At 74.0% G+C, this 26,775-nt stretch carries 24 protein-coding genes and 1 pseudogene; 9 read left to right on the plus strand and 16 right to left on the minus strand.

Annotated features, from left to right (window positions below):
* The first annotated feature begins 55 nt into the window (after positions 1-55).
* The 3 genes from cofD (at position 56) to rfbA (ending at position 3,030) form a co-directional block, all read left to right on the plus strand.
* Entirely contained in the window at positions 56-1,006 is a 951-nt protein-coding gene (gene cofD / locus E9529_RS09870) for a 2-phospho-L-lactate transferase (RefSeq protein WP_236830983.1), read from the plus strand.
* A 77-nt stretch (positions 1,007-1,083) separates the two neighbouring features.
* Entirely contained in the window at positions 1,084-2,118 is a 1,035-nt protein-coding gene (locus E9529_RS09875) for a coenzyme F420-0:L-glutamate ligase (protein WP_236830984.1), read from the plus strand.
* A 27-nt stretch (positions 2,119-2,145) separates the two neighbouring features.
* Positions 2,146-3,030: a glucose-1-phosphate thymidylyltransferase RfbA gene (gene rfbA, locus E9529_RS09880; RefSeq protein WP_236830985.1), complete on the plus strand. Its 885-nt coding sequence runs from the start codon at positions 2,146-2,148 to the stop codon at positions 3,028-3,030.
* On the opposite strand, the gene E9529_RS09885 is transcribed toward rfbA, so the two are convergent.
* From E9529_RS09885 to E9529_RS09900, 4 genes are all read right to left on the minus strand, one after another.
* Entirely contained in the window at positions 3,015-3,908 is an 894-nt protein-coding gene (locus E9529_RS09885; protein ID WP_236830986.1) for a DNA-3-methyladenine glycosylase, read from the minus strand. The two genes, rfbA and E9529_RS09885, sit on opposite strands and share 16 nt — an antisense overlap.
* A 73-nt stretch (positions 3,909-3,981) precedes the next feature.
* Positions 3,982-4,752 (minus strand): SDR family NAD(P)-dependent oxidoreductase, encoded by a 771-nt coding sequence (locus E9529_RS09890; RefSeq protein WP_236830987.1) that lies wholly within the window; start codon positions 4,750-4,752, stop codon positions 3,982-3,984.
* 143 nt (positions 4,753-4,895) lie between these two features.
* A complete protein-coding gene (locus tag E9529_RS09895) occupies positions 4,896-5,978 on the minus strand; it encodes a mannose-1-phosphate guanylyltransferase (RefSeq protein WP_236830988.1) in 1,083 nt (360 codons plus the stop codon).
* Between the two features lie 19 nt (positions 5,979-5,997).
* Positions 5,998-6,942, minus strand: a complete 945-nt coding sequence (locus tag E9529_RS09900) for a glycosyltransferase family 2 protein (protein ID WP_236830989.1) — start codon at positions 6,940-6,942, stop codon at positions 5,998-6,000.
* A 164-nt stretch (positions 6,943-7,106) separates the two neighbouring features.
* Here E9529_RS09900 and glf point away from each other — a divergent pair, with 164 nt between their 5' ends.
* From glf to E9529_RS09915, 3 genes are read left to right on the plus strand one after another with little or no spacing between them, the layout of a single operon-like run.
* Positions 7,107-8,294, plus strand: coding sequence for a UDP-galactopyranose mutase (gene glf, locus E9529_RS09905; protein ID WP_236830990.1), 1,188 nt, complete (start codon positions 7,107-7,109; stop codon positions 8,292-8,294).
* 56 nt (positions 8,295-8,350) lie between these two features.
* Positions 8,351-9,970, plus strand: a complete 1,620-nt coding sequence (locus E9529_RS22695) for a glycosyltransferase (RefSeq protein WP_236830991.1) — start codon at positions 8,351-8,353, stop codon at positions 9,968-9,970.
* Positions 9,967-10,872: a glycosyltransferase family 2 protein gene (locus E9529_RS09915; protein ID WP_236830992.1), complete on the plus strand. Its 906-nt coding sequence runs from the start codon at positions 9,967-9,969 to the stop codon at positions 10,870-10,872. Before E9529_RS22695 ends, E9529_RS09915 begins: the two co-directional genes overlap by 4 nt.
* Positions 10,873-10,974: 102 nt before the next feature.
* On the opposite strand, the gene E9529_RS09920 is transcribed toward E9529_RS09915, so the two are convergent.
* From E9529_RS09920 to E9529_RS09950, 7 genes and pseudogenes are all read right to left on the minus strand, one after another.
* The gene (locus E9529_RS09920; RefSeq protein WP_308195272.1) at positions 10,975-11,892 is read right to left on the minus strand and encodes a glycosyltransferase family 2 protein; all 918 of its coding nucleotides are present in this window, start codon (positions 11,890-11,892) and stop codon (positions 10,975-10,977) included.
* On the minus strand, positions 11,889-12,659 hold the full coding sequence (locus tag E9529_RS09925; RefSeq protein WP_236830993.1) for an ABC transporter ATP-binding protein: 771 nt from the start codon (positions 12,657-12,659) through the stop codon (positions 11,889-11,891). Before E9529_RS09925 ends, E9529_RS09920 begins: the two co-directional genes overlap by 4 nt.
* A gap of 34 nt (positions 12,660-12,693) precedes the next feature.
* The gene (locus E9529_RS09930; protein WP_236830994.1) at positions 12,694-13,530 is read right to left on the minus strand and encodes an ABC transporter permease; all 837 of its coding nucleotides are present in this window, start codon (positions 13,528-13,530) and stop codon (positions 12,694-12,696) included.
* Positions 13,531-13,601: 71 nt separating this feature from the next.
* Entirely contained in the window at positions 13,602-16,025 is a 2,424-nt protein-coding gene (locus tag E9529_RS09935; RefSeq protein ID WP_236830995.1) for an LGFP repeat-containing protein, read from the minus strand.
* A complete protein-coding gene (locus tag E9529_RS09940) occupies positions 16,022-16,249 on the minus strand; it encodes a hypothetical protein (protein ID WP_236830996.1) in 228 nt (75 codons plus the stop codon). Before E9529_RS09940 ends, E9529_RS09935 begins: the two co-directional genes overlap by 4 nt.
* A 268-nt stretch (positions 16,250-16,517) precedes the next feature.
* Positions 16,518-16,913: an LGFP repeat-containing protein gene (locus E9529_RS09945; RefSeq protein ID WP_236831037.1), complete on the minus strand. Its 396-nt coding sequence runs from the start codon at positions 16,911-16,913 to the stop codon at positions 16,518-16,520.
* Positions 16,914-16,995: 82 nt separating this feature from the next.
* Positions 16,996-17,898: pseudogene (locus E9529_RS09950) on the minus strand (N-acetylmuramoyl-L-alanine amidase); the annotation flags it as partial.
* A 957-nt stretch (positions 17,899-18,855) separates the two neighbouring features.
* Here E9529_RS09950 and E9529_RS09955 point away from each other — a divergent pair.
* Complete coding sequence (locus E9529_RS09955) at positions 18,856-20,394, plus strand: LCP family protein (RefSeq protein ID WP_236830997.1); 1,539 nt, start codon at positions 18,856-18,858, stop codon at positions 20,392-20,394.
* Positions 20,394-21,191 (plus strand): TIGR03089 family protein, encoded by a 798-nt coding sequence (locus E9529_RS09960; RefSeq protein WP_236830998.1) that lies wholly within the window; start codon positions 20,394-20,396, stop codon positions 21,189-21,191. The genes E9529_RS09955 and E9529_RS09960 overlap by 1 nt, the downstream gene beginning before the upstream one ends.
* A 33-nt stretch (positions 21,192-21,224) precedes the next feature.
* On the opposite strand, the gene E9529_RS09965 is transcribed toward E9529_RS09960, so the two are convergent.
* Genes E9529_RS09965 through E9529_RS09985 form a run of 5 tightly spaced genes read right to left on the minus strand, consistent with a single transcriptional unit; the run spans position 21,225 to position 26,180 of the window.
* Complete coding sequence (locus E9529_RS09965) at positions 21,225-21,638, minus strand: DUF6752 domain-containing protein (protein WP_236830999.1); 414 nt, start codon at positions 21,636-21,638, stop codon at positions 21,225-21,227.
* Positions 21,635-23,227 (minus strand): bifunctional 2-polyprenyl-6-hydroxyphenol methylase/3-demethylubiquinol 3-O-methyltransferase UbiG, encoded by a 1,593-nt coding sequence (locus E9529_RS09970; RefSeq protein ID WP_236831000.1) that lies wholly within the window; start codon positions 23,225-23,227, stop codon positions 21,635-21,637. Before E9529_RS09970 ends, E9529_RS09965 begins: the two co-directional genes overlap by 4 nt.
* Positions 23,228-23,270: 43 nt before the next feature.
* Positions 23,271-24,425, minus strand: a complete 1,155-nt coding sequence (locus E9529_RS09975) for an acyl-CoA dehydrogenase family protein (protein ID WP_236831001.1) — start codon at positions 24,423-24,425, stop codon at positions 23,271-23,273.
* 23 nt (positions 24,426-24,448) lie between these two features.
* Positions 24,449-24,955 (minus strand): 5-(carboxyamino)imidazole ribonucleotide mutase, encoded by a 507-nt coding sequence (gene purE / locus E9529_RS09980; RefSeq protein ID WP_236831002.1) that lies wholly within the window; start codon positions 24,953-24,955, stop codon positions 24,449-24,451.
* Positions 24,956-24,965: 10 nt separating this feature from the next.
* Entirely contained in the window at positions 24,966-26,180 is a 1,215-nt protein-coding gene (locus tag E9529_RS09985) for a 5-(carboxyamino)imidazole ribonucleotide synthase (RefSeq protein ID WP_236831003.1), read from the minus strand.
* 76 nt (positions 26,181-26,256) lie between these two features.
* Between E9529_RS09985 and E9529_RS09990 the strand changes: the two genes are divergently transcribed.
* Complete coding sequence (locus tag E9529_RS09990; RefSeq protein WP_236831004.1) at positions 26,257-26,748, plus strand: GtrA family protein; 492 nt, start codon at positions 26,257-26,259, stop codon at positions 26,746-26,748.
* Positions 26,749-26,775 lie beyond the last annotated feature (27 nt).

The following is a 26,775-nucleotide window of genomic DNA, read 5'->3' on the forward strand; positions in this document are numbered from 1 at the left end:
CCCTCGACACGCCCGGCGAACAGTCGACAAGTGCTCATCGGGCACGATGCGTTTCGTGCAGATCGTCGTGCTGGCCGGTGGTACCGGAGGGGCTCGTTTCCTGCGCGGGGTGCGTGCGGCGGCCCCCGCGGCGGAGATCACCGCCGTCGTCAACACCGGTGACGACGTCACGTTGCACGGTCTGCGGATCTGCCCCGATCTGGACACCGTCGTCTACACGCTCGGCGGCGGCATCGACGAGGAGCGCGGCTGGGGGCGGGCCGGCGAGTCCTGGACGGTCAAGGAGGAGCTGGCGGCCTACGGCGCCGACCCCGACTGGTTCGGCCTCGGCGACCGCGACCTGGCCACGCACCTCATCCGCACCCGGATGCTCGACGCCGGGTACCCGCTGTCGGCGGTGACGGCGGCGCTGGCCGACCGCTGGCAGCCCGGGGTCACGGTGCTGCCCATGAGCGACCAGCGGGTCGAGACCCACGTCGTGGTGACCGACCCCGAGGACGGCCGGCAGCGGGCGATCCACTTCCAGGAGTGGTGGGTGCGCCACCGCGCGGCCCTCGACCCCGCCGCCTTCGTGCAGATCGGCGTGGAGGCGGCGCGGCCGGCCCCCGGGGTCGCCGAGGCGCTCGCCGCCGCCGACGCCGTCCTGCTCGCGCCGTCGAACCCGGTCGTCTCCATCGGCACCGTCCTGGGCGTCCCGGGCCTCCGCGACGCGCTGCTGGCCTCCCCGGCGCGCATCGCCGGCGTCTCCCCGATCGTCGGCGGCGCCGTCGTCCGCGGCATGGCCGACCGCTGCCTGCCGGCGCTGGGCATCGAGGTGAGCGCCGAGGGCGTCGGCCGCCACTACGGCGCCCGCGCCGACGGCGGCCTGCTCGACGCCTGGCTGGTCGCCGAGGACGACCCCGCGGAGGTCCCGGGCGTCGACGTGCGCCGGGTGCCGCTGCTCATGTCCTCCCCCGAGGCGACGACGGCGCTGGCCCGGGCCGCGCTCGACGCCTGCGCCCGGTGATGGAAGGACCCCGTCCTCCTCACGGTTCGCAGGCTCCCCGCGAGCCTCTGGACGGCGCCGTTCCAACGGGTGTGTCGGTGCTGCCGATCACCGGGTTGCCGGAGTTCGGCCCGGGTGACGACCTCGCCGCGGCGCTGGCCGCCGCCGCGCCCTGGCTGGCCGACGGCGACGTCGTCGTCGTCACCTCGAAGGTCGTCTCGAAGGTCGAGGGGCGGCTGGTCCGGGTCGAGCCCGGCGCCGACCGCGAGGCCACCCGGCAGCGGGCGATCGACGCCGAGACCGTGCGGCTGCTCGCCCGCCGGGGGCCGCTGAAGATCGTGCAGACCCGGCAGGGCTGGGTCGTCGCGGCAGCCGGCATCGACGCGTCCAACGTCGCCGCCGACACGCTCGTCCTCCTGCCGGAGGACGCCGACGCCTCGGCGCGCCGGCTGCGGGCCCGGTTGCGCGAGCTCGCCGGGGTCGACGTCGCCGTCGTCGTCAGCGACACCTTCGGCCGCACCTGGCGGGAGGGGCTCACCGACGTCGCGGTCGGCTCGGCGGGCATCACCGCGCTGGACGACCACCGCGGCGCCGTCGACGCGCACGGCAACCGGCTGGAGACCACCCGGGTCGCCGTGGTGGACGAGCTCGCCTCGGCCGCGGACCTGGTGAAGGGCAAGCTCGCCGGCGTCCCGGTGGCCGTGGTGCGCGGCCTGCCGGTGGCCCGCCCCGCCGACGGCGCCGACGAGGGCACCCGGCCGCTGGTCCGCCTGCCCGCCGACGACCTGTTCCCCTACGGCTCGCGCGACCTGGTGGGCTCGCGGGCACCCGCGGCCGACCTGGTGCCCCGCCCCGGCGACCGGGAGGCGGCGGCCGCCGCCTTCCGGGTGGCCAGCGCCGCGCTGCCGGAGTTCCCGGTGGTGCTGCGGCACGGCGGCGAGGGCGACGGCGCCGTCGACGTCCACCTGCCCGACGCGGTGACGACGACGAGCGCGCTCAACGCCGGCGCGCTGGTCGGCGCCGCGATCGTGCAGCTGCACGCGGAGGGCTGGGCGACCCGCTGGGAGCCCGCGCCCGGCGCCGGCGGCACCTCGCTCGTCGGGAGGCTGTGGCTCGGCGGCCCGGCGCTCTGATCCTCCCGCTGGGTACGGTCCTTCCCCATGCGCGGGATCATCCTGGCCGGTGGCACGGGGAGCCGTCTGTTCCCCATCACCCAGGCCGTGAGCAAGCAGCTCATGCCGGTCTACGACAAGCCGATGATCTACTACCCCCTCTCCACGCTGATGATGGCGGGGATCCGCGAGGTGCTGGTCATCACCACCCCGGACGACCAGGAGGCGTTCCGCCACCTGCTCGGCGACGGCAGCCGGCTGGGCATGCGGATCGAGTACGCCGCGCAGCCGCGGCCGGAGGGCCTGGCCCAGGCCTTCCTCATCGGGGCTGAGTTCCTCGACGGCGAGGCCGCGGCCCTGGTGCTGGGGGACAACATCTTCTACGGCGCGGGCCTGGGGACGGCGCTCTCGCGCCTGCCCGAGCCGGCCGGCGGGCACGTCTTCGCCTACCACGTGGCCAACCCGGGGGACTACGGCGTCGTGGAGTTCGACGACGCCGGCCGGGTGCTGTCGATCGAGGAGAAACCGGGCCACCCGAAGAGCTCCTACGCCGTCCCCGGGCTGTACTTCTACGCCGGCGACGTCGTCGAGGTCGCGCGCGGCATCACCCCCAGCGCGCGCGGCGAGCTGGAGATCACCGCGGTCAACGAGCACTACCTGCGCGAGGGCCGGCTCACCGTCACCGCGCTCGACCGGGGCACGGCCTGGCTGGACACGGGCACCTTCGCCTCGCTGCGCCAGGCCACCGAGTTCGTCTCCGTCGTCGAGGAGCGCCAGGGCCTGAAGATCGGCTGCATCGAGGAGGTCGCCTGGCGCAACGGCTGGCTGGACGACCGGGGCCTGCGCGCGATCGCCGAGCCGCTGGGCAGGAGCGGCTACGGCGACTACCTGCTGGGCCTGCTCGACGAACCGGGGCCTCAGCGCCGGCGGTAGTCGGTGGGCGCGAACCGGGGGCCGCGCCGCGGCCGCCGGGGTCCGCCGGCCAGCAGCAGGCGGACCACCCGCTGGCGCTGCCCCCGCCACGGCTCCAGCAGGGCGACCATCTCCTCGTCGTCGGTGTTCCGGCGCCCGGTCAGCGCGAAGCCCACCTGGTTCTTCAGGTGGTAGTCGCCGACGCTGACGGTGTCCGGGCAGCCGAGCGCGCGCTGCACCACCTCCGCCGCCGTCCAGACGCCGATGCCGGGCACCGTCCGCAGCCGGCGCTGGAGCTCCGCCGAGTCGTCGCACCCCGCCTCCGGTTCCATCCGGTGCGCCACCCCGGCGACCGCCCGCAGGGCGCGGCGGCGGGCGCCGTCCAGGCCGCAGCGGTGCCACTCCCAGTCGGTCACCTCCAGCAGCCGGCGGGCAGGGGGGACGACGCGCATGCCCTCGGGCGTGGGCCCGGGCGCGGCCTCACCGGCCAGCCGGCAGAGCTCGCGGAACACCCGGTAGGCCTCCGCGGTCGTGACCTTCTGCTCGAGGACCGCGGGGAGCAGCGCGTCCCACGTCCGGCCGGTGCGCCCCAGCCGCAGGTGCGGGTGCGTGCGGTGCAGCTCGGTCACGAGCGGGTGGGCGTCCCCCGGGCGGAACTCCTCGGGCCGGTCGTCGGCCCCGAGCCACCCGGGCACCGCCGCCGCGGCCCAGCGGGCCCCCCGCCCCCACGCCTCGATCCGCACCTCCGCGGCCACACGGGAGATGCGCACCGTCGCCGCGCCCTCCGGGGTGCTGGTCGTCCGCCAGAGGCCCCCCTCGGCGACCTGCATCGTCGGGTCGGCCGCCCCACGCCGGTGCGGGGACAGCGTCCGGAGGAGGTCCAGCGGCCAGTCGGGCACCCAGGCCGCGGTGTGGTCGGCGGCCTGGGTGCCAGCGGTGGTGCTCGTGCTCAGCGGGTGCTCCGGGAAGAGGTCAGCGGGGTGCCATGCGCAGCGCGCCGTCCATCCGGACCACCTCGCCGTTGAGGTAGCCGTTCTCGACGATCGCGAGCGCGAGCTCGGCGAAGTCCGACGGTCGGCCGAGCCGCTTGGGGAAGGGTATGCCCGCCGAGAGGGCGGCTCGCGCCTCCTCGGGCAGGGAGCCCAGGAGCGGGGTGTCCACCAGTCCCGGGGCGATGGTGCAGACGCGCACGCCCACGCTGGAGAGGTCGCGGGCCGCGGGCAGGGTCATGCCGACGACACCGCCCTTGGACGCCGAGTACGCCAGCTGCCCGATCTGGCCGTCGTACGCGGCGATGGAGGCGGTGTTGACGACGACGCCGCGCTCCCCCTCCTCGCCGGGCTCGGTCCGCGCCATCGCGGCCGCGGCGAGGCGCAGGACGTTGAACGTGCCGACCAGGTTGACGCCCAGCACGCGGGTGAAGCCGCCCAGCTCGTGCGGGGTGCCGTCGCGGCCGACGGTGCGCTGGGCCAGCCCGATGCCGGCGCAGCTGACCGCGATCCGCAGCGGCCGGTCCTTGCCGGTCGCCTCGGCGACGGCGGCCTCCACCGACGCCTCGTCGGTGACGTCCGTGCGGACGAAGGTGGTGTGCCCGCCCAGCTCGGCGGCGAGCGCCTGCCCGCGCTCCTCGTTGAGGTCCATGATCGTGACCGCGGCCCCCCGGGCGGCGAGCGCCCGGGTGGTCGCCTCCCCGAGACCGGAGGCTCCCCCGCTGACCACGGCTGCGACGTCGAAGTTCTTCATGCCCCGGAACGTAACGCGAAGGACCGGCCTCCCCGCATGGTCCCGGCGCGAGCCTCGACCGGCCCCCCTGCAGGGTCCCGCCACGAGCCTGCGAGTGACGGGGGGCAGGGGGGGTCCTTCAAGGGGGGCAGGGAGGTCCTTCCTCAGGAGAAGCGGTCGCCGTAGCGCTCCTGCACGGCACCGAGCAGCTGCTTCACCCGCTCCGCGTCGGCGACCGGGCAGACCATGGTGACGTCGGCGGTGTGCACGACGACGCTGTCGCGGACGCCGACCAGCGCGACCAGGTGCCCCGGGTCGTCGCTCAGGACGATGTTCCCGGCCCCGTCGAGCACCACGGCGAGCCCCTGCACGGCGTTGCCCGCGCCGTCGTCGTCGAGGGTGTGCGCCAGCGCGGGCCAGGAGCCGACGTCCAGCCAGTCGACGTCGAGGTCGACGACCAGCACCCGCCCGGGCTCGGCCGCGGCCGGCTCGAGGACCGCGTAGTCGACGCTGATCCGCGGCAGGGTAGGGAAGACCTCGGCGAGGACCGCGTCCCGGACCGGCCCGGCCGGCGCGGCGACGACGCGGGCCAGCCCCTCGGCCGACGCCGGGAGGTGGTCGGCCAGGGCGTCGAGCACCGTGCGTGCCCGCCAGACGAACATGCCCGAGTTCCACAGGTACCGGCCCGACGCCAGGTACTGCTCGGCGGTGGCTCGGTCGGGCTTCTCGCGGAACGAGGCCGCCTCGGCCACCCCCGGCTGCCCGGTGGGCGCGCCGCGCTGCACGTAGCCGAAGCCCGTGGCCGGCGCTGTCGGCCGGATGCCCAGCGTGACCAGCGAGCGGGGGCGGTCCGCGAGCGCGTCGAAGGCGGTGCGCAGCGCGTCGGCGAACCGCTCCACCGGCCGGATGACGTGGTCGGCGCTGACCACGGCGAGCTCGGCGTCCGGGTCGACGTCGGCGACCAGCGCGGCGGTCAGCCCGACGGCGTTCGCGGTGTCGCGGGCGACCGGCTCGAGCACCAGGCGGTCGGCGCGCAGCTCCGGCAGCGCCGCCCGCACCTGGTCGGCGTAGCGGGCCGCCGTGCACACCCAGACGTTCTCGGCGGGCAGCACCGCGCGCAGCCGCTCCCAGGCCTCGGCCAGGAGGCTGTACGGCACCCCGCCGGGGCCGGCGACGACGTCGAGCAGCTGCTTGGGGCGGTTCCCCCGCGACAGCGGCCACAGCCGCGTGCCCGAACCGCCCGCCATGATCACCGCGTGGCGCACGTCAGCGCGCCCCCGCCCCGCGGCGGCGGGGGCGCGGCACGGCCGCCAGCTCCCGGGCGCGGCGCTGGAACGGGGCACCCGCGGCGACCCGCCCGCTGACGTAGGAGACCAGCATCCGGCCCCCGAGACCGGCGCGGAGCGCGGCGCGCAGCGGGGCGTGCCGCCGGCGGGGGTACTGCCCGGAGAGGTACCGCAGCGCGCTGGTGTGGTGCACCCGCTGCATCCGGTGCGGCTCGCGCCGGGTCGCGTGCCCGCCCTCGTGCTCGACGACGGCGCTGGGCACGTAGACGTGCAGCCAGCCCGCGCGGGTGAGCCGCTCGGCGAGGTCGACGTCCTCGAAGTACATGAAGTAGCCCGGGTCGAAGCCGCCGACCGACCAGTAGGCCTCCAGGTCCACCAGCAGGCACGAGCCGCTCAGCCAGCCCGCGGGGCGCTCCCGCGGGGCCTCGCGCTCGCGCCGGTAGCGCGCGGTCCACGGGTTGCCGGGCCAGGCCCAGCCGAGCAGCGCGTGCCCGGCGCCGGTGGACAGCCGTGGCAGGTCCCGCGCCGACGGGTACAGCTCGCCGTCGGGGGTCATGATCGCCGGGCCCAGCGTGGCCGCCCGCGGCCAGCGGTCGGCGGCGGCGAGGAGCTCGTCGACCGAGCCGGGCGAGAAGCGCAGGTCGGGGTTGGCGATGAGGGCGCGGCCGGTGCGCACGTCGGCGAGCCCGGCGTTCGCGGCCGCGCCGTAGCCGATGTTCCCGCCGGTGCGCAGGACCCGGACGTGCGGGTGGCGCGCGGCGGCGCGCTCCGGGGCGCCGTCGGTCGAGCCGTTGTCGGCGAGGACCACCTCCACCGGACGGGTGGTGGCGCGGGCCAGCGAGTCGACGAACTGCTCGAGCGCCGCACCCGGCGAGTAGGTGACGGCGACGACGCGCAGGGGCGGCGGGCCGGAGGGAGAGGACACGGGGGCACACCCTAGGCACCGACACCCCGGGAGGGCCCGGATCGACGGCCCCGGGACGGTCGGGCGGGGTCCCTGGGGCCGGTGTGACGGAACGGGTCGCCACGTCCGCGACACCGCCTCTCCGTGGTCGTGCGGTGCCGGACCGACAGGTACCGTCGAATCCCGTGACCACCACAGGACCTGACCTCGTCGTCGTCGGCTCCGGATTCTTCGGGCTCACCGTCGCCGAGCGGGTGGCCAGCCAGCTGGACAAGCGCGTGCTGGTCATCGACCGCCGCGACCACATCGGCGGGAACGCCTACTCCGCCCCGGAGCCCGAGACCGGCATCGAGGTGCACGTCTACGGCGCGCACCTGTTCCACACGTCGAACGAGCGGGTCTGGCAGTACGTCAACCAGTTCACCGAGTTCACGAACTACCAGCACAAGGTCTACTCGATCTACCAGGGGCAGACCTACTCGCTGCCGATGAACCTGGCCACCATCTGCCAGTACTTCGGGAAGAGCTTCTCCCCCGACGAGGCCCGGGCGCTGGTCGCCGAGCAGGCCGGCGAGTTCGACACCGCTGAGGCGGCGAACCTGGAGGAGAAGGCCATCTCGCTGATCGGCCGACCGCTCTACGAGGCGTTCATCCGCGGCTACACGAAGAAGCAGTGGCAGACCGACCCGACCGAGCTGCCCGCCGCCGTCATCGCCCGCCTCCCGGTGCGCTACACGTTCGACAACCGGTACTTCAACGACACCTACGAGGGCCTGCCCAAGGACGGGTACACCGCCTGGCTGCAGCGCATGGCCGACCACCCGAACATCGAGGTCCGGCTGAGCACCGACTTCTTCGACGTCCGCGACGAGCTGCCGGCCGACGTCCCGACGGTCTTCACCGGCCCGATCGACAAGTACTTCGGCTACGAGGCCGGGGAGCTCGGCTGGCGCACGCTGGACTTCGAGACCGAGGTCCTGCCGATCGGCGACTTCCAGGGCACCTCCGTCATGAACTACGCCGACGAGGACGTCCCGTTCACGCGGATCCACGAGTTCCGGCACTTCCACCCCGAGCGGGACTACCCCAGCGACAAGACCGTCGTCGTGCGGGAGTTCTCGCGGTTCGCGCAGACCGGTGACGAGCCCTACTACCCGATCAACACCCCGGAGGACCGCGCCAAGCTGGAGCGGTACCGCGAGCTGGCGGCCAAGGAGGCCGCGGAGAAGCGCGTGCTCTTCGGTGGGCGGCTCGGGACCTACAAGTACCTCGACATGCACATGGCCATCGGCTCGGCGCTGACCATGTTCGACAACCGCATCCGCCCCTTCTTCGACGAGGGCGGGTCGCTCGACGGCCGCCTCGACGACTGAATGACCACCCCGACCGTCCACGCCGCGGACGGCCTACCCACCAGGGAGCTCGACCGGTGACCGACCCGCACGACCAGACCGGGGCCCACCGGGTCTTCGAGATCCTCCACGAACCGGACTGGTTCTCGGGTCTCTCCAAGCGCGAGGCGCGCCTGCTCGACGGGGCGCTGGCGTTCCACTGCCTGGCGCGCCCGGGTGAGCGCATCCGCGCGACCGTCCTGCGCACCGAGGGCCCGCACTTCCCCTCGCTGACCGACCACCGGACCTCCACCATCGAGTGGCCCGACGACCGCACCGTGGTGGGGACGATCGAGGCGCAGGCGACGGGGCACCCGGTGTCGACCACGGGCGTCGTCGACGTCGTGCTCGACCTCGGTGGCTCCCCGCAGGCGCTGATGCGCAACGAGCAGCCGCCCGGTCGCGTCCACGCGGCCCGCAACGCGGCGCGCCGCCGTGCGCCGGTCGTGTTCGACGCCCTGCGCCAGCACCGCACCGACCGCCTGGAGAACCGCCGGCTGTCCCAGCCGATCCCGCGGGTGGGCCGGCTCCACGACTCGCACGTCGGTTCCTCGCGGGGCTCCACCAAGGCTGTCCTGTTCGGGCTGCACTGGCTGGAGCTCGGCGGTGCCGAGAAGTGGGCGGCCGAGACGATCGGCCTGGCGCGCGAGGCCGGGCTGCTGCCGATCGTGCTCAGCGACCGCCCCTCGGGCCACCCGGACATCGTGCGCCCGACGTTCGACGACGCCCTGGTCATCCCGCTCACCCACCCCATGAGCGGGCCCCAGGAGTCCCGGGTGCTGAGCCAGCTGTTCGAGCGGTTCGACGTCCGCGGGGTGCACATCCACCACTGCAGCTGGCTCTACCAGCGGCTCCCGTGGATCAAGGCCCAGTACCCCGGCACCGAGCTCGTCGACTCCCTGCACGTGCTGGAGTGGCGCACCGGCGGCTTCGTCGACATCGCGCTGCGGCTGTCGAACGTGATGGACGCCCACCACGTGATCTCGCCGCAGCTGCGGGACTACCTCGTCGACCGGCAGGGGCTGCCGCGGGAGAAGGTCCAGCTGGCCACCCTGGCCGACCTGACCGTCGACCCGTCCGAGGCACCGGCCGCCGCACCCACGCGGAAGCCCGGTGACCCGCTCACCGTCGCCTTCGTCGGCCGGTTCACCCAGCAGAAGCGCCCCTACCTGTTCCTGCGGCTGGCCGCCCGGCTGCGCGAGCACCTGGGCGACCGCGTCCGCTTCGTCGTCCACGGCGACGGGGAGCTCGCCGCCGAGGTGCGGGCCGACCTCTCCCGCCTCCGGCTGGGCGGCGTCGTCGAGCTCCGCGGCGCCGACCGCCCGGTCTCCCGGACGCTCGACGAGGCCGACCTCCTGGTGATCAGCTCGGACAACGAGGGAGTCACGCTGACCTCCTTCGAGGCCGATGCGCACGGTGCGCTGGTGATCAGCGCCGACGTCGGCTCGCAGGCATCCGTGGTGGCGCCCGAGCTGCTGCTGCCCCGCGCCCCCCTGGCCTTCCTGCAGGAGGCCGAGAAGACCATCACCAGCTTGCTGGAGGACCCGGACCGGGCCGCCGCACTGCTGGCCCGGCAGCGCCAGCAGGTCGCCGCCTTCGCCGCTCTCCCCCGCGCCCGGGACTGGACCCGGGAACTCTACGAAAGGTGGGCTTCGTGACCCAGACCAACGTGGCCGCCGTGATCGTCACCTACAACCGGGCCGACAAGCTCGGCAAGGTGATCGAGCAGGTCCTGGGCCAGGACCGGCCGGCCGACCAGATCGTCGTCGTGGACAACGCCTCCACCGACGACACCGCCTCCGTGCTGGACGCCTACCAGGACCGTCCCACCGTCCACATCGAGCGCCTGACCGAGAACACCGGCGGCGCCGGTGGGTTCGCGCACGGGATGTCGGTCGCCTACGAGCGCGGCGCCGACCACATCTGGATCATGGACGACGACTGCTACGCCGACACCGACGCCCTGCGGAACCTGCTGGACGGGCAGGCGGCGGCCGAGGCGAGCATGGGGATGCGGCTGCCGTTCTCCTGCTCCGTCGTCAAGTGGACCAACGGCGACGTCTGCGAGATGAACAACCCCGAGCCGACGTGGGACTGGGGCAAGCTGCTGGCCCGGGGCGAGCAGTCCGTCCTGGTGAACTCGTGCTCGTTCGTCTCGGTGATGTTCCCCCGCTGGGTGCTGACGCAGTTCGGCCTGCCGCTGTCGGAGTACTTCATCTGGTTCGACGACCAGGAGTACACCCGCCGGATCACCGCCGCGGGCCCCGGCGTCCAGGTGCTGACCAGCACGGTCACGCACGACCTGGCGGTCAACCGCGGCGTGAACTTCGGCGACGTGAACGACGCCAACCTGTGGAAGTTCACCTACGGCGTCCGCAACGAGGCCTCCTACCGGTGGCACCACGAGGACCCGTTCGCCGCGCTGCGCTTCGCGCAGCGGCTCTACTCCGGCCTCAAGGGCGGCAACGTGCCGTGGCGGCTGCGCCGCCAGCTGGCGAAGAAGTGGCTCGAGGGGATCCGCTTCGACCCGAAGCCTGCCTTCCCGCGCACGGTGCTCTGAGCCGGCGCGACCGGCCGCACGCACGAACGGAGCCCCTCCCCGGCCGGGGAGGGGCTCCGTTCGTGCGTGGGGGTGCGCCGTCGGCGCCCGGGAGACCGCGGTTCAGCGACCGCGGCCGGGCATCGAGAACCGCTCCCGGCGCCCGGCGCGGGTGAGCGCCAGCCAGTCGCGCAGGCCGCGCACGTCCCGGCGGCTGAGGAAGAAGTAGCCGAACCGGACCAGCTCGAGCGGGAACAGCCAGCGCATGCCCGGCTGGGCCATGAGGTAGCCGCGGTTGCGGTAGGTGAAGAAGCGCTTGACCTCGTCGCCCGGGTACTGGGCGGACAGCCGCCCGCCCAGGATCGGGACGAACTCGTCGCCCCCCTGCGGGTGCAGGTACGCGGCCCGCAGGGTGGTGCCGAACCGCAGCCCGGAACGCTGGAGGCGGCGGTGGATCTCCGTCTCGTCGCCGCGCAGGAACAGCCGCAGGTCGGGGACGCCGATCGCCTGGAACGCCGAGGCGCGGAAGAGGGCGCCGTTGAACAACGACGCGTACGACGGCAGGAACTCCCCCGGCTCGAAGGCGTCCAGGGTGCCCCACCAGCGCAGCCCGCGGCGCAGCGGGAAGGCGAGCCGGCGCGGGTCGGCCTCGTCCACCACGGCCGGTGAGACCTCGGCGAGGTCGCGCGCCCGCGCCTCCTCCAGGAGGACGGCCAGCACGTCGTCGCCTCCGGGGCGGCCGTCGTCGTCCGCGCACCAGACCCAGTCCGCCCCGAGGGACAGCGCGGTCAGCAGCCCGAGGGCGAACCCGCCCGCACCCCCCAGGTTGGTCCGGGAGGGCAGGTAGACGGTGCGCGCCTCGCACGCCTCCACGACCGCCTGGGTCTCGGCGTCGGCGCCGTTGTCCACGACGACGACGGCACCGACCGGCCGGGTCTGGGCCGTGATCGCCCGCAGGCTCTGGCGGAGCAGCTCGGCACGCTGCCGGGTGACGATGACCGCGACGACGAGCTCGTCAGCGGCCGGCGGCACCGCGCTCACGCGGCACCGTGCCCCTTGTCCGGGTAGGCCTCCGGCCCCTTGTAGGCGCGCAGCACGTCCTTCAGCGGACCCTGCTGCTTGATCTGCCCGTGCTCCATCCAGATGGCGCTGGTGCACAGCCGCTTGAGGAACTCGTCGGAGTGCGAGGCGAACACCAGGAGGCCCGCGCGGTCGACCAGGTCGCTGAGCCGGTCGCGGGCCTTCTCGAGGAAGGCGGCGTCGACGGCCCCGATGCCCTCGTCGAGCAGGAGGATCTCCGGGTCGATGCTGGTCACGACGCCGAGGGCCAACCGGACGCGCATACCGGTGGAGTAGGTGCGCAGCGGCATGGAGAGGAAGTCACCGAGCTCGGTGAAGTCGGCGATGTCGTCGACCCGCTTCTCCATCTGCTTCCGCGTCATGCCGAGGAAGAGCCCGCGGATCATGATGTTCTCGTAGCCGGAGATCTCCGGGTCCATCCCGACGCCGAGGTCGAACACCGGGGCGACGCGCCCCTCGACGACGGCCGTGCCCCGGGTGGGCTCGTAGATGCCGGCGAGCAGCCGCAGCAGCGTGGACTTGCCCGCACCGTTGTGCCCGACCAGACCGACGCGCGCGCCGTGCTGCAGGTCGACGTTGATGTCGTGGAGCGCCTCGATGATCGGCACCTTGGTGTCGTTGCTGATGTTGCCGCCGACGACGCCGAGCACCGTCTTCTTCAGCGACCGGCTCTTCGCGTCGAAGATCGGGAAGTCGACCGACGCGTCGCGCGTGGTGATGCTGACCATGGGGAGCTGTGCCTCTTTCTCTCGTCCGGCCCGGTCAGACCCAGTAGGCGACGCGCGCCCGGTACCGGCGCATCACGAACAGGGTCAGGGCCCAGCCCACGACGGTGATCGCCAGGACGACGATCCAGTGCCGCAGCAGCTGGTCCTGGCCGAGCATCGGTGCACGGACGATCTCCAGGAAGTGCAGGAACGGGTTGAACTCGGCGAGCCGGGCCCGCTCCGCGACCGACGGGTTGGGGCTGTTGATCAGGTCGTCGTAGATCCAGACGATCGGCGTCAGGAAGAACATGAGCTGCACGATGCTCTGCGTGATGGGCGTCAGGTCGCGGAAGCGGGTGCTGACGATCCCGAAGAGCAGGGCGACCCAGACGCCGTTCACCACCAGCAGCAGGATCGCGGGGATCACCGCCAGCGCCGTCCACTTCAGCGGCTGCGGGAACACGAAGAGCATGACGGCGTAGACGATCAGGTTGTGCGCGAAGAAGAGTGCCTGCCGCCAGACCAGCCGGTAGACGTGCACGCTGATCGGTGAGGGCAGGTGCTTGATCAGGCCCTCGTTGGCGATGAAGACCTCGGCGCCCTCGTTGATGCACCCGCTGATGAAGGCCCAGACGATGAAGCCGACGAGGACGTGCGGCAGCAGCGTCTCCAGCGGCACGCCGAACAGCCCGGCGTAGAGGATGCCGAGGGCGACCGCGGTGACGGCCATGCTGATCGTGATCCAGACCGGCCCGAGCACCGAGCGCCGGTACCGCTGGCGGATGTCCTGCCAGCCCAGGTGCCCCCAGAGCTCGCGCTGCCGCCAGCCCCCCGTGAGGTCCGCCAGCGTCTTGCGCCCGGCGGAGTCGGGCACGGTGCTTGCTGCAGTCACGGCGACGACGCTACCTGCGTCCCCCGCGCCGGGCCCGCAGGCTCGGGTGTGACGGAGGACCCCGTCACCACTCAGTGCACGGTGACCTCAACCTGCCCAGCCGTCGTCACGAGGACGGTGCCGCGCTGGAAGTCCATCTGCCGGCCGCGGCGGGTGTCGTACTCGCCGCTGGCCGGGAAGCCGAGGGTCCCGCCCTCGTACCCCGACCGCGCCCAGGCGTCGTAGAACTTCCCGCGGATGGCGTGGGCGCCGGTCGCGGGCGACCAGTACACCGCGCCACCCTGGAACAGGTTGTAGGCGCCGCCGGGAACGTGGGTCTCGTCGGACACGGGGTAGCCGAGGAAGCCCTGCTCCCAGCCGGTCGCGGCCCACGCGCGGTAGACGGCGCCCTTGACCACGCGCGCGCCGGTCTCCCGGGAGGAGTAGACCGACCCGCCCTGGAAGTGCTGGACCCTGCCGTCGGTGCCGCGCGCCAGCGCCAGGACGCCGGTCCCGGGGAGGCCGAGGTCCCCCTCCGTCCCACCCCACCGGTTCCACGCCGTCTCGATGGCGCCGGTCACCGCGTGCGCGCCGGTGGCCCGGGACCAGTAGACGGCACCGTGCTCGAAGGTGGTGACGGTCCCGGTGCCGCCGGGCAGCGGCGTGGCGTCGGCGGTCGGGTACCCCAGCGGCCCGTTCTCCCACCCGCTCGCCGCGAAGGCGGCGTAGGTCGGCCCGGACACCGCGTGCGCACCGGTCGCCGCCGACCAGTAGAGGGAGCCGCCCCGGAAGTGCGCGACCGCCCCGCGGGTCGCCGTCGTCGCCTGGTCCGTGGCCGGGAAGCCGAGCGGCCCCGTGGGGCCGCCGCGCGCGGCGTACTCGCGGGCGAGCTCACCCGTCAGCGCGCGGGCGCCCGTACCCGGCGACCAGTAGATGCCACCCCGCTCGAACAGGCTGAAGGTGCCGCCGGGGACGGCCTGCTCGTCGGCCACCGGGTAGCCGAGCGCGCCGGTCTCGTACCCGGACCGGGCCCAGCGCTCCTGGATGGCGCCCTTGACGAAGTGCAGCCCCGTGCCGGCGGACCGGTAGAGCGCCCCGCCGGCGAACGCGACGTAGCTGCCGGTGGCGGTGGCCCGCTCCCCGGAGTGGGGGAAGCCCAGGATCCCGGCGTACCCGCCCAGCTGGCTCCACCGGTCGTGGAAGGCGCCGGTGACGGCGTGCGCCCCGCCGCGCGGCGACCAGTAGATGCGTCCCCCGGTGAACTCGCTGTACGCCCCACCGGGGACGTGCACCTCGTCGGTCGTCGGGAAGCCGAGCGGCCCCGACTCGTAGCCCTGCCGCCCCCAGGCCGTCCAGATGTCGCCCTTGACGTAGTGGGTGCCCGTGCTCGGGGACCAGTAGAAGGCGCCGCCCTCGAAGACGCTGTAGGTCCCGCCGGGCACGTTGGTCTCGTCCCGGACCGGGTAGCCCATGAAGCCGCCCTCGTAGCCGAGCCGCGCCCACTGCGTCCAGATGTCGCCCTTCACGAAGTGCGCGCCCGTGCCAGGGGACCAGTACAGGGCCCCCTTGGTGAAGAGCTGGTAGCAGCCGTTGCGGGGCAGGGTGCAGTTCGCCGTCGAGGTCGCGTCGCCGAGGACGCCGGTGGCCCCGCCCAGGGAGGCCCACTTGTCGGCGATCGCCGCGCCACCCGGGCTCTGCGTGGAGCCGAACCAGTCGGTGTAGTACAGCCAGAAGTTGCGGTTGCCGTACGCCGAGCAGTCGTCGCCCGCCCGGTAGCCGGCGGCGAGCGCCGCGGCGTTGGGCTGGTACGGCGTGTAGTTGTAGAGGCCGGCCGTCGCCACGTTCTGGATGTAGACCTGCCCGGACCCGCAGGCGGCGTCCGGGTGGTAGCGCACGGCCTGGGTGCGGCCGGCCTTGTGGTTGTAGCTGTTCGGGTTGGCGGCGTAGACCCGGAACTTGCGGGCGGCGCTGTACACCTGGAGGGCCAGCCCCTTGTACGAGGGGTCGCACGGCGCGGTGTCCGGGCAGCCGTAGCCGAGGGCCTCCTCGTACCGCCGCGGGTTGAGGCTGTACCGGCCGTCGGGCAGCTTGGTCGTGCCGCCCCGCATGGTGACCAGCGACTGCTCCTTCTGGAGCATCACCAGCAGCACGCGCGGGTTCACGCCGCAGGCCCGGCCCGCCTTCACCAGGATCTGCGCCGCGGTCTCCGCGCGGGCGCCCTGGTACGCGGCGCAGTAGGCGTCCGCCGCCCGGGTGCCGGTGTCCTGGCGGTAGTCCTTGAGGCACGGCGTGCCGTCCGGCGCCGGGGTGCAGCCGGCGCCCTTCTGGTCGAGGAAGGTCTGCACCTGCCCGACGTCCATGCTGCCGCCGTCGAAGAACAGCGCGTCGGAGATGATGTTGCCGGCCGGGTAGGCCCGGGCGTCGGCCGCCGAGGCCGCGGGCGCCGCCACGACCAGCACCGGGCAGAGGACGACCGCGGCGACCAGCGCCGCGACGAGACGGGCGGCGCGGGTCACCGGACGTCCAGGGCGGTCTCCGGCGACGTGACCGCGGTCGTGGCCGACTGATAACGCAGAGTTGCCGCCCATGTACCGGAGGTTACCTGCGGATCGTCGATCTGGAGCCAACCGCAGGCCGTCGTCGTCGCGTCGGCGGTGGCGGGACGGGAGGCCTCGAGGCGCACGCCCCCCTTCTCGAGGGTGAGGGTGCACTCCCCGCCGTCCTCCACGATGCCGCTCACGTAGCCGGCGACCTCCGCACCGGTCCCCGGCGACCACTCGGCCGCGGTGACGACGACCTCGACCGGCGCGGGCAGCGGCTCCGCGTCCCCGAAGGCGACCGGCGTGTCCGCCTCCCGCGTCGCCGTGACGACCACGACCGCCGCGATCCCGAGCAGCGCGGCACCCGCGAGCACCAGGACGGTGGTGCGTGCGCGCGTGCGGCCGGTTGCGGTGCTGCCCATGGGTCTCCGCTCCTCGTGGTCGTCCTGCCGGGTCCGGTCCCGGGCGTCAGTTCGTGGTGACCGTGGCCCTGCCGAGGACGTCGACGGTGATGGAGCCCCGCTGGAACTCGACCCGGCTGCCGCCGGAGTAGGCCGTCGCCTCGGCCGTCGGGAAGCCGAGCGCCCCGCGCTCGGCCCCCACCTGCAGGTAGGTCTCGTAGACCGCTCCGGCCACCACCCGGGCACCGGTGGACGGCGACCAGTAGATCGCCCCACCCGTGAAGCGGCCGACCGCGCCGCCGGTGGTGTTGATCTCGTCCTGGGTCGGGAAGCCAAGCAGCCCGCTCTCGTAGCCGCTGCGCGCCCACCGCTCGTAGATGGCGCCCTTCACGAAGTGCGCGCCGGTGGACGGCGACCAGTAGATCGCCCCACCGGTGAACAGGCTGAAGCTGCCGCCGCGCACGTTGGTCGGGGTAGCCGAGCATCCCGGTCTCCCAGCCGTTGCGGGCCCAGGTGTCGAAGATCGCGCCCTTCACCACGTGCGCCCCGGTGGCCGGGGACCAGTAGATGCCCCCGCCGCTGAAGCTCACGTACTTGCCCTGGTTGCGCCAGGTCGACCGCTCGTCGCTCGAGGGGGCACCCACGGCCGCGGGACCGCCCCACGCCAGGTACTTGTCCAGCAGCGGGCCGTTCAGCAGGACGGTCGCGCCGGTGGAGGGGCTCCAGTAGATGCGGCCCTTCGCGTACACCTGCCAGGAGACGTCTCCGGAGGACTGCAGCTGCCCCACGGGCGACCCCAGGGACGCCGTCCCACCCGCCGCGGCGAGCCGCTCGGCCATGTCGTCGGCCAGGTTGGGCATGCGGTCGACGACCTGCGCCCGGATGCCCGGCAGCTCGGCGTAGCCGTACCGGCCGGGGCAGGCCGTGCTGCCGACGTCCCGGTGCCCGAAGAGCGTGGGCAGCGTGACCGCCGTCCCGGCGCTGTACTTGGACGTGCCGCCGCCTCGCGACGTCAGCCGCGTCGTGCCGGCGGGGTCGATGCCGTAGAGGGAGAACTTCCACGCCACGATCGCGGCGACCGCGTCGACCATCGGCCGCGTCGTCGGGGCCGTCTCGTAGTTGCCGAGCATCGAGACGCCGAAGGTGCCGGTGTTGAAGCCCCCGGCGTGGGCGCCGATGACCGTGCTCGCCAGGCCGCCGGCCCGGCCCTCCCACAGCCGGCCGAACTTGTCGACGATGACGTTGTAGCCGATGTCGCCCCAGCCGAGGCTGACCGCGTGGTAGCGGTAGATCGACCGCATCATCGCGGGCACCTGCTCGGCGGTGTAGTTGTTGGTGTCCGCCGTGTGGTGCAGCGTCGCCGCCTGGATGGTGGGCGCGTACTCCGGGTCCCAGGTGCGGAACCCCTCGTCGGCCCCCCACTGGGCGCGCGAGTAGACGTGCGGCATGGCCGCCGCTGCGTGCGCGGTGTCCTGGATCGCCGGCGCGGTGAGCGAGCCGTCGGCCTCGCTGGTGCCCGGGTCGACGAGGTCCAGCTGGACGTCGACGGGCGCGGCGCCGGACCGCGTGACGAGCTCGACCTCGACACCGGTGCTGGGGCCGGTCCACAGCGGCGACGTCCCCCCGCGCCGCTCCCCTGCCCCGCCGTCGTGCCCGGCATCCGCCCCGGCGTCCTCCGTGCCGACCTCGGTCCACGCGCCCCACCCGCCGTCCGAGACCTGCACGCGGACCTGCACGAGCACGTCGGTCACCGCGGGGTCGTAGGCCCAGGTGACGCCGACGAGCGAGAACGGCGCGACGTCGGTGCGGCTCACGGTCAGGGCCGGCGCCGTGTCCGGGACGCCCTCCACCGGCACGGTCGTGCCGGTCTGCACGTCGGCCTCCGGCGCCGGCGCGTCGACCGAACCCAGGGCCACCTCCTCCGTCGCGGTGGTGACCGGCGCGGCCTCGGGGCCGTCCTCCGCGTAGACCGGGCCGACGAGGACGACCCCCGTGAAGGCCGTGAAGGCGATGAGGCCCGTGGTGAATCGGCGCACGAAGCGGTTCCCTCTCGTGGTCAACGGGCGGAGCTCCTCCGGTGGGGGGAGGAACGGACGTCTGCTAGTTCCTTCGTCAGGGAGCAGCCGGCCCTTGAGCCCATCGGGCAAGTTGCCACGCGCGGGGGCGCCGGTCGTGGTGGCCGCCCCGGCCCCGGGGTGGCGTGTGACTGGTGGGCCTGCTGCGCACGCCCGGGGCGCGCTGGGCGGGGGCGGCTCGGGGGACGAGACGGCCCTGTGTCGGAGAGGCTGCCCGGCTCCTGCGCGTGTCTAGTGTTTGCCGCGTCCAGCAGGAAATCGTCACACCCCGTCCACCGGTCGCCCTCGGGCCGACGGCGGACGTCGACCACGCCCCGAGGTGAGGACCACGTGAGCCGAGACCGGCACGAGCACGACCGCCCGGCCGGGCGACCGCTCCCCCCGCGCCTCGACCCCCGGGCGGGTCGCCCGCCCCGCGCCCGGGCCGGCGCCCCGAGCGGTGAGCCCACGTCCCGCCGGCGCACCGGTGGCCTCGCCGTCGCCGCGCGCGTCGTCGCCGGGCTGCTCGCGGTCGTCCTGCTCACGGGGTCCGGGTGGGGCTGGTACCTCGGCCAGGTGGCCGCCGCCACGGTCAACCGCACCGACGCGATCCCCGCGGAGGGCAACGAGGGCTCCGGGCGGGCCGGCGAGGCCATGAACCTGCTGCTGGTCGGCAACGACAGCCGGAGCGCGCTGAGCGACGACCAGCTCGCCGAGCTCAACGCCGGCACCGACTCCGGCGTGAACACCGACACGATGATCCTGGTGCACGTGCCGGCGGACGGGTCGCGGGCGTCGTTCGTCTCCTTCCCGCGGGACTCCTACGTCCAGATCCCCGGCTACGGCAAGGACAAGCTCAACGCCGCCTACGCCTACGGCTACCAGGAGGTCGACGAGAGCGCCGGCGAGAGCGCCCGCCAGGCGGGCGGCGCCCAGCTGCTGGTCCAGACGATCAGCCGGCTCACCGGCCTGAAGATCGACCACTACGCCGAGGTCGACCTGCTCGGCTTCTTCAACCTCGCCTCGGTCGTGGGCGGCGTGGAGGTCAACCTCTGCGAGGCGGTCGACGACTCCTTCTACTCCGGCGCGGTGTTCCCCGCCGGCCCGCAGACGATCAGCGGTGCCGATGCGCTGAAGTTCGTCCGGCAGCGCCACGGCCTGCTGCGCGGCGACTTCGACCGCATCATCCGCCAGCAGGTCTTCATCGCCGGCGTGCTGCGCAAGATGCTCTCCGACGAGGTGCTGCTGGACCTCGGCAAGCAGCGCGAGCTCGTCCAGGCCGCGGCCGAGTCCCTGACCGTGGACGAGAACCTGGACCTGCTGCGGCTGGCCGAGCAGATGCAGTCGGTCACCGCCGGGAGCATCGAGTTCCAGACCATCCCCTACGTCGGGACCGACCGGGACGCCCAGAACCGCTCGATCATCCGGCTGGAGGACGAGGACACGCTGCACGACTTCTTCGCGCAGCTGTCTGCCGAGCCTGAGCCCGAGGCCCCGGCCACGACCGAGCCGCCGCGGACCGTGGACCCCTCGGCGGTGACCGTCGACGTCTACAACGGTTCGGGGACCCCCGGCCTGGCCGCGGAGGCCGCCACCGCGCTGACCGGGGCCGGCTTCGCGGTCGGCAGCACCGGGAACGCCTCCTCCATGGACCACGAGCAGACCGAGATACGCCACGCCCCCGGGGACGAGGACCTGGCCGCGACCGTCGCCGGGGCGATCCCCGGCGCGGTCCCCGCGGAGAGCGCGGACGCGGTCAGCGGTACCGTCCAGCTCGTGCTGGGCAGCGACTTCAACGGGGTCGGTCAGGCGGTGACCCCGCAGGCGCCCGCCGAGGAGGTCACCGGCGAGGACGCGCGCACCGCCGCGGACACCACCTGCATCAACTGATGGACGCCGCAGCCACCCCGGCGGACCTGCTCGCGCAGGCCCTGCGCCGGTCCCCCGCCACCCCGCTGGTGACCTGGTACGACGACGCCGGCGGGGAGCGGGTGGAGCTCTCCGCGACGACCCTGGCGAACTGGGTGGCGAAGACGGCGAACCTCCTGCAGGAGGAGTTCGACGTGGCGCCCGGCAGCTGGGTCGTGGTGGCGCTCCCCGTGCACTGGCAGACCGCCGCCGTCCTGCTGGCGGTGTGGAGCTGCGGCGCGGCCGTGCTGGACACCGCCGCCGAGGAGGACCACGCCCTCGACGGGGCCGACGTCGTGCTCGCCGCGCAGGAGCGCCTCGCCCCGCTGGAGGAGCAGGGCGTCGAGGAGCTGCTGGGTCTCTCCCTGCACCCGCTGGGCATGGGCATGAGCGGCTACTCGGGCCCCGCCCGCGACTTCGCGCTGGAGGTGCGGGTGCACGGCGACGTCTTCGCGCCGTGGTCCCCGCCGCAGCCCGCGGACGCCGGTCTGGTGACCGGCGGTCTCGAGCTCTCCCTCGGCGACCTCGTGACGACCGCCGGCCGGCTCGCGGACCGCCTCGGCATCACCGCGGGCGACCGGCTGCTCGTCGACGCCGACGTGGCCGCCGAGGCCGGGCCGGCGGCGTGGCTGCTCGCCCCGCTGGCCGCCGGGGCGTCGATCGTCCTGCTCCGCTCCCCCGACCCGCAGACACTGCCCCGCCGGGCGGCCGCGGAGCGCGTGACGGCCACCATGGGTGTCCGGGTCGAGGGCGTCCGCGAGCTGGGCCGCGCCGGCTGATCCGGTCACTCCTCCACCGCGCCCGGGCGGGCGCTACAGGGTGTCGGGGCGCAGCCGCCCGAGGGCTGCGGGGTCGATCTCCCGGTCGTGGAGCGGGATGACGAGCTCGGTCACCACGTCCACCAGCTCGGCCACCCGGAGGTTGAGCCGCCGCGACTCCTCGAGACCGTCGCGCAGCACGACGTTGTAGGCCTCGGCCGCGTCGAGGCGCCGCTGCAGCTCGTCCACGCGCTCCCGCAGGGAGCCGACCTCGGTCCTGGTCTCGGCGAGCTCCCGGTGGAGCTCCGTGACGCCGTCCCGCTGGCCCTGGCTCTGCGCCGCCAGCGCCTCCACCTCGCCGCGCAGCTCGAGGGCGGCGGGCGCGAGGGCGCGGCGGAGCGGGTAGGCCAGCCGCTGCACGACCACCCGACGCCCGCGGTCCCACGTCGTCCCGGCCTGATCGGTCATCTCGCCCTCCGTCTGAACGTCATGCGGGTCATCTCCACCAACTGCTCCTCGGGGGCGCCGGGCCAGGTCAGCGGCTCGGTGCGGCGGTCGGCCCGCTCGAGGACGAGCCCCCTGTCGCCGGCCTCGCGGACGACCTGGTCCACCGTCAGCCGCAGGTGCGGGGGCACCCCCGGGTAGCCGGGATCGGCCAGGTCGAAGTGCGCCGTCCCACCGCGCCGGAGGACCATGTCGCACAGCCGGAAGAGGTTCTCCCGGGGGATGGGGTCCAGCGCGTTGAGCAGCCGCCGCCCGTAGACGGTCCACGGCCTCCCCTCTGCGGCGCAGCGGGCGCCCAGCCGGATGGCGGCCCGGACGTCGAGCAGGTTGACCGGCGAGAACTCCACGTCGGCGCCCGGCCCCGCCTCCCGCGACCTGGCCACCTCCAGGGCGGCCCGCGAGAAATCGACCGCGAGCACCCGCCGCCCCCGGCCCGCAAAGGCGCGCGCCTCCACGCCCAGCCCGCAGCCGAGCTCCAGGATCGCGTGGTCGGCAGGCGCGAGGGCGTCCACCTCCGCACCGAAGGTGCTGAGGTGGTCCTCCGCGGGCAGGAGCGCGCCCGTGGACACGAGCACGACGTCGTCCCACGTCTCCCGCTCGGCGAGGTAGTCGCCGAACCAGTGCGCGAAGCGGGCCGACGTGCTCTCCGGGAGCTCGAACGCGAACGCGGGGTCCGGGGTCCGCCAGCCGGGACCGTAGAGCTCCCTGAGCATGGTCTCGGGGTTCCGCGGGGCCGGTTCCGGTCGGCCGACCACCCTGATCTCCGACGGCGGCACGACCTCCGACGGCGGGACCTTCGCGCGGATGACGAAGTGCTGGTACCACCAGTCGCCGACGTAGAAGCCGGCGAAGACGTCGACGTAGTGGTCGGGTACGCCTGCGTGGGAGAAGTGCACCTGCACGTGCGCGGCCGAGTGGCGGACCGGCTCGTACCCCCGCTCCCGGAGCAGGCGGCCGAGCTCGAAGTGCTCGAGCGCGACGTCGGCCGGGTGCGTCCGCGAGCTGAGGTAGGCCAGGTCGGTGTCGTCGTCGTGGGGTATCAGCCGGCCACCGTCGCGGACCGGCCCGAGCAGCGTCCCGCCGGTCACGAAGACCACCGGGCCGAGTCGTTCCCGCAACAGGTCGCGGATCTCGTCGGTGTGGTCGAGGAGCCGCTCGACCATGCCGGGCCCTGCGTCGGCCAGGGTGTGCCCGAGGCGTCCCCACTTGTTCACCACGAGAGGGCGGCCGTGGATGTCGCTCAGGTCGGGTTCCTCGCCGGGGTCACCCAGCACGACGGTCGTGCCGCTCCCCACCTCGTCGCCCACCGGGCGCAGCTCGACGTGGAACCGGCCGCGCAGGCGGCTCCGGAGCGCCCCGGGCCAGGGTTCGAAGCGGAGCGGCTCGTGGTCGGCCCCCTCGGGCACGACGTCGGACGGGGCGGCCTCCTCCGGCACGCGGAAGGACCAGATCCGGCGACCGTCCACCAGGACGTCGACGGTCTGACCGGCCGGCCGGTGCACGGCGAACACCAGCCCCCGCTCCGACGCGGAGACCCTGCTGATCGCGGACATGCGGTCAGACGCTAACAGCCGCGCGCCGGTGCCCGGTCCGAGGTCAGCGCAGCAGCGAGCGCGCGATGACCATGCGCTGCACCTGGTTGGTGCCCTCGTAGATCTGGGTGATCTTGGCGTCGCGCATCATCCGCTCGACCGGGAAGTCCTGGGTGTAGCCGGCCCCGCCGAACAGCTGGACGGCGTCGGTGGTCACCTGCATCGCGGTGTCGGAGGCGAACGCCTTGGCCGCGGCCGAGACCCGGGTGACGTCGGGGCGGCCCTGCTCCCCCGCGGCTGCGGCGACGTAGACCAGGTGGCGGGCCGCCTGGATCTTCATCTCCATGTCGGCGAGCATGAACTGCACGCCCTGGAACTCACCGACGGCCTTGCCGAACTGCTTCCGCTCCTTGACGTAGGCCACCGAGGCGTCCAGCGCCCCCTGCGCGACCCCGACCGCCTGCGCGCCGATGGTGGGCCGGGTGAAGTCGAGCGTGCGGAGCGCCGTCTTGAAGCCGGTGCCCGGCGCGCCGATGACCCGGTCGGCCGGGATGGTGCAGTCGGTGAAGTAGAGCTCGCAGGTGGGCGAGCCCTTGATGCCCATCTTCCGCTCCTTGGGGCCCACGGCGAAGCCCGGGTCGTCGCGGTGCACCGCGAACGCGGAGATGCCGTTGGCCCCCTTCTCCGGGTCGGTGACGGCCATGACCGTGTACCACTCGGAGACCCCGGAGTTGGTGATCCAGGCCTTGGTGCCGTTGAGCACCCAGGTGTCGCCCTCGAGCCGGGCCCGGGTCTTCATGGCGGCGGCGTCGGAGCCCGCCTCGCGCTCGGAGAGGCCGTAGCTGATCATCGCCTCGCCTGCGGCGATCGGTGCGAGCACCTGCTGCTTGAGGGCCTCGTCGGCGGAGAGGATCACCGGCATCGAGCCGAGCTTGTTCACCGCGGGGATCAGCGAGGCGCTGACGTCGACCCGCGCGACCTCCTCGATGACGATGCAGGTCGCGATCGCGTCCGCGCCCTCGCCGCCGTACTCCTCGGGGATGTGGGTGGCGTGGAAGCCGGCGGCGGTGAGCGCCTTCTGCGCCTCGATGGGGTAGCGCGACTCGGCGTCCACCTCGGCGGCGTACGGGGCGATCTCCCGCTCGGCGATGTCGCGCACCGCCTCCCGGATGGCCTCGTGCTCCTCGGTCAAGGCGTACAGCCCGCTGTTCGTACCCACGTCGTCGATCGTAGGACGTCCGACTACCTGCCGGTCGCGAGGCGCTCCTGAAGGGTGAGGTCGCGCGCGACGACGCTCTCGGCGAGGTCGGCCTGGAACCGCTCCACCCGGCCCAGCAGCTCCGCGTCCCCCGCGGCGAGGATGCGCACCGCCAGGAGCCCGGCGTTCCGGCCACCGCCGATGCCCACCGTCGCCACCGGCACGCCGGCGGGCATCTGCACGATGGAGAGCAGGCTGTCCAGCCCGTCCAGCCGGTCCAGCGGGCGCGGTACGCCGATCACCGGCAGCGGCGTGGCCGCGGCGACCATGCCCGGCAGGTGGGCCGCCCCACCGGCGCCGGCGACGATCACCCGCAGCCCGCGGCCGGCGGCGGCCTCGGCGTAGTCGAGCATCCGGCGGGGGGTGCGGTGCGCCGAGAGCACGTGCGCCTCCCAGGGCACGCCGAACTCCGCCAGGGCCTCGGCGGCGGGCTGCATCACCGGCCAGTCCGAGTCGCTGCCCATCACGATGCCGACGACCGGGTCGCTCATGCCCTGCTCCTCAGTGCTCGGGGTCGTGCGGGGGGAAGGCGAAGGCCGGGTCGACGACGCCGTCGGCGAGGTAGCGGGCCGCCGCGACCGCCCGCGCCCGCACCTCGGGGAGGTCGGCGCCGAGCGCCGTCACGTGGCCGAGCTTGCGCCCCGGGCGCTGGGTCTTGCCGTACCAGTGCAGCTTCACGTCGGGCCAGTGCGCCATCAGGTGGTGGATCCGCTCGTCGAGCGCCGGCCCGGACCAGTCCTCCTGCGCCGCTGCACCGCCGAGCACGTTGGCCATCACCACGACCGGGGCGACCATCTCCGTGGCGCCCAGCGGGTAGTCCAGGACGGCGCGCAGGTGCTGCTCGAACTGGCTGGTGCGCGCCCCCTCGATGGTCCAGTGCCCGGAGTTGTGCGGGCGCATCGCCAGCTCGTTGACCAGCACCCCCTCCGGGGTCTCGAAGAGCTCGACGGCGAGCATGCCGACGACGCCGAGGGAGTCGGCGATGCGCACCGCCAGCTCCTGCGCCGCCGTGGCGAGCTCGTCGGGGAGCCCGGGGGCGGGGGCGTACACCTCGGCGCAGACGCCGTCGCGCTGCACGGTCTCGACCACCGGCCACACCGCCACCTGGCCGAACGGCGACCGCGCGACCTGCGCCGACAGCTCGCGCACCATGCGGACGCGTTCCTCGGCCAGCAGGGTGCCGTGCCGCTCGAGCAGCTCGGCGACCGCGTCCGGCCCGTGCACCACGAAGACGCCCTTGCCGTCGTAGCCGCCCCGCGGTGTCTTGAGCACGACCGGCCAGCCCACCTCGTCGGCGAAGGCGGTGACGTCGTGGACGGTCCGCGCCTCCACCCACGCCGGCTGCGGCTCCCCCGCCTCCGCGAGCGCGCGGCGCAGCACCAGCTTGTCCTGCGCGTGGACGAGCGCCTCCGGGCCGGGCGCGACCCGGGTGCCCTCCGCAACCAGGGTGCGCAGGTGCTCGGTGGGCACGTGCTCGTGGTCGAAGGTGACCACCGTGGCGCCGTCGGCCAGGGCGCGCAGGTCACCCAGGTCGCGGTGGTCGCCGATCCGGACGTCGGCGCTGACCAGGGCTGCCGACTCCTCCGGTCCTGCGGCGAGCACCCGCAGCGACTGCCCGAGCGCGATGGCGGCCTGCTGCGTCATTCGGGCCAGCTGGCCGCCGCCGACCATGGCCACCACGGGGAGTCCGGTGTGCGGGTGCAGGGGCGCAGGCATGATGCCCGCAGGTTAGCGGCGCCCGCCTGCCGCGCGTCGGGCGCAGGGGGGGTCGGGCCGTTCGTACAGTGCTCGTGTGGGCCTCGTCATGCGGTTGCGCCGGCGCCTGGGCGACGGTGGGCGGTTGCTGGTCCGCGAGCTCAGCGCGTTCGGCCTCGTGGGGGCGGCCTGCTTCGCCGTCGACCTCGGCCTGTTCCAGTTGCTCTACGCCGCCGTCGGCCTGGGGGCGGTCACCTCGAAGCTCGTCGCCGGCCTCGTGGCGACGACGCTGGCCTTCCTCGGGCACCGGTTCTGGTCGTTCTCCGCCCGAGCGCGCACCGGTCTCCGGCGCGAGTACGTGCGGTTCGTCCTGGTCAACGCGACGACGATGCTGCTCAGCCTGGCGGTCGTGGGGATCGTCCGGTACCCGCTGGGCCAGGACTCGGCGCTGGTGCTCCAGCTGGCCAACGTCGCGGCGATCGCCGCGGGGACGCTGCTCCGCTGGCTCGTCTACCGGCGCTGGATCTTCCCCGCCGCGACGCCAGCTGCCCCCGGCCCGGTGCTGGACGCCGCCCCCGCGCGGCGCTGACCACCCGGCCGGGCGCAGGCCGGCGCC

It is taken from the genome of Blastococcus sp. KM273128, assembly GCF_021698975.1.
GTDB lineage: Bacteria > Actinomycetota > Actinomycetes > Mycobacteriales > Geodermatophilaceae > Blastococcus.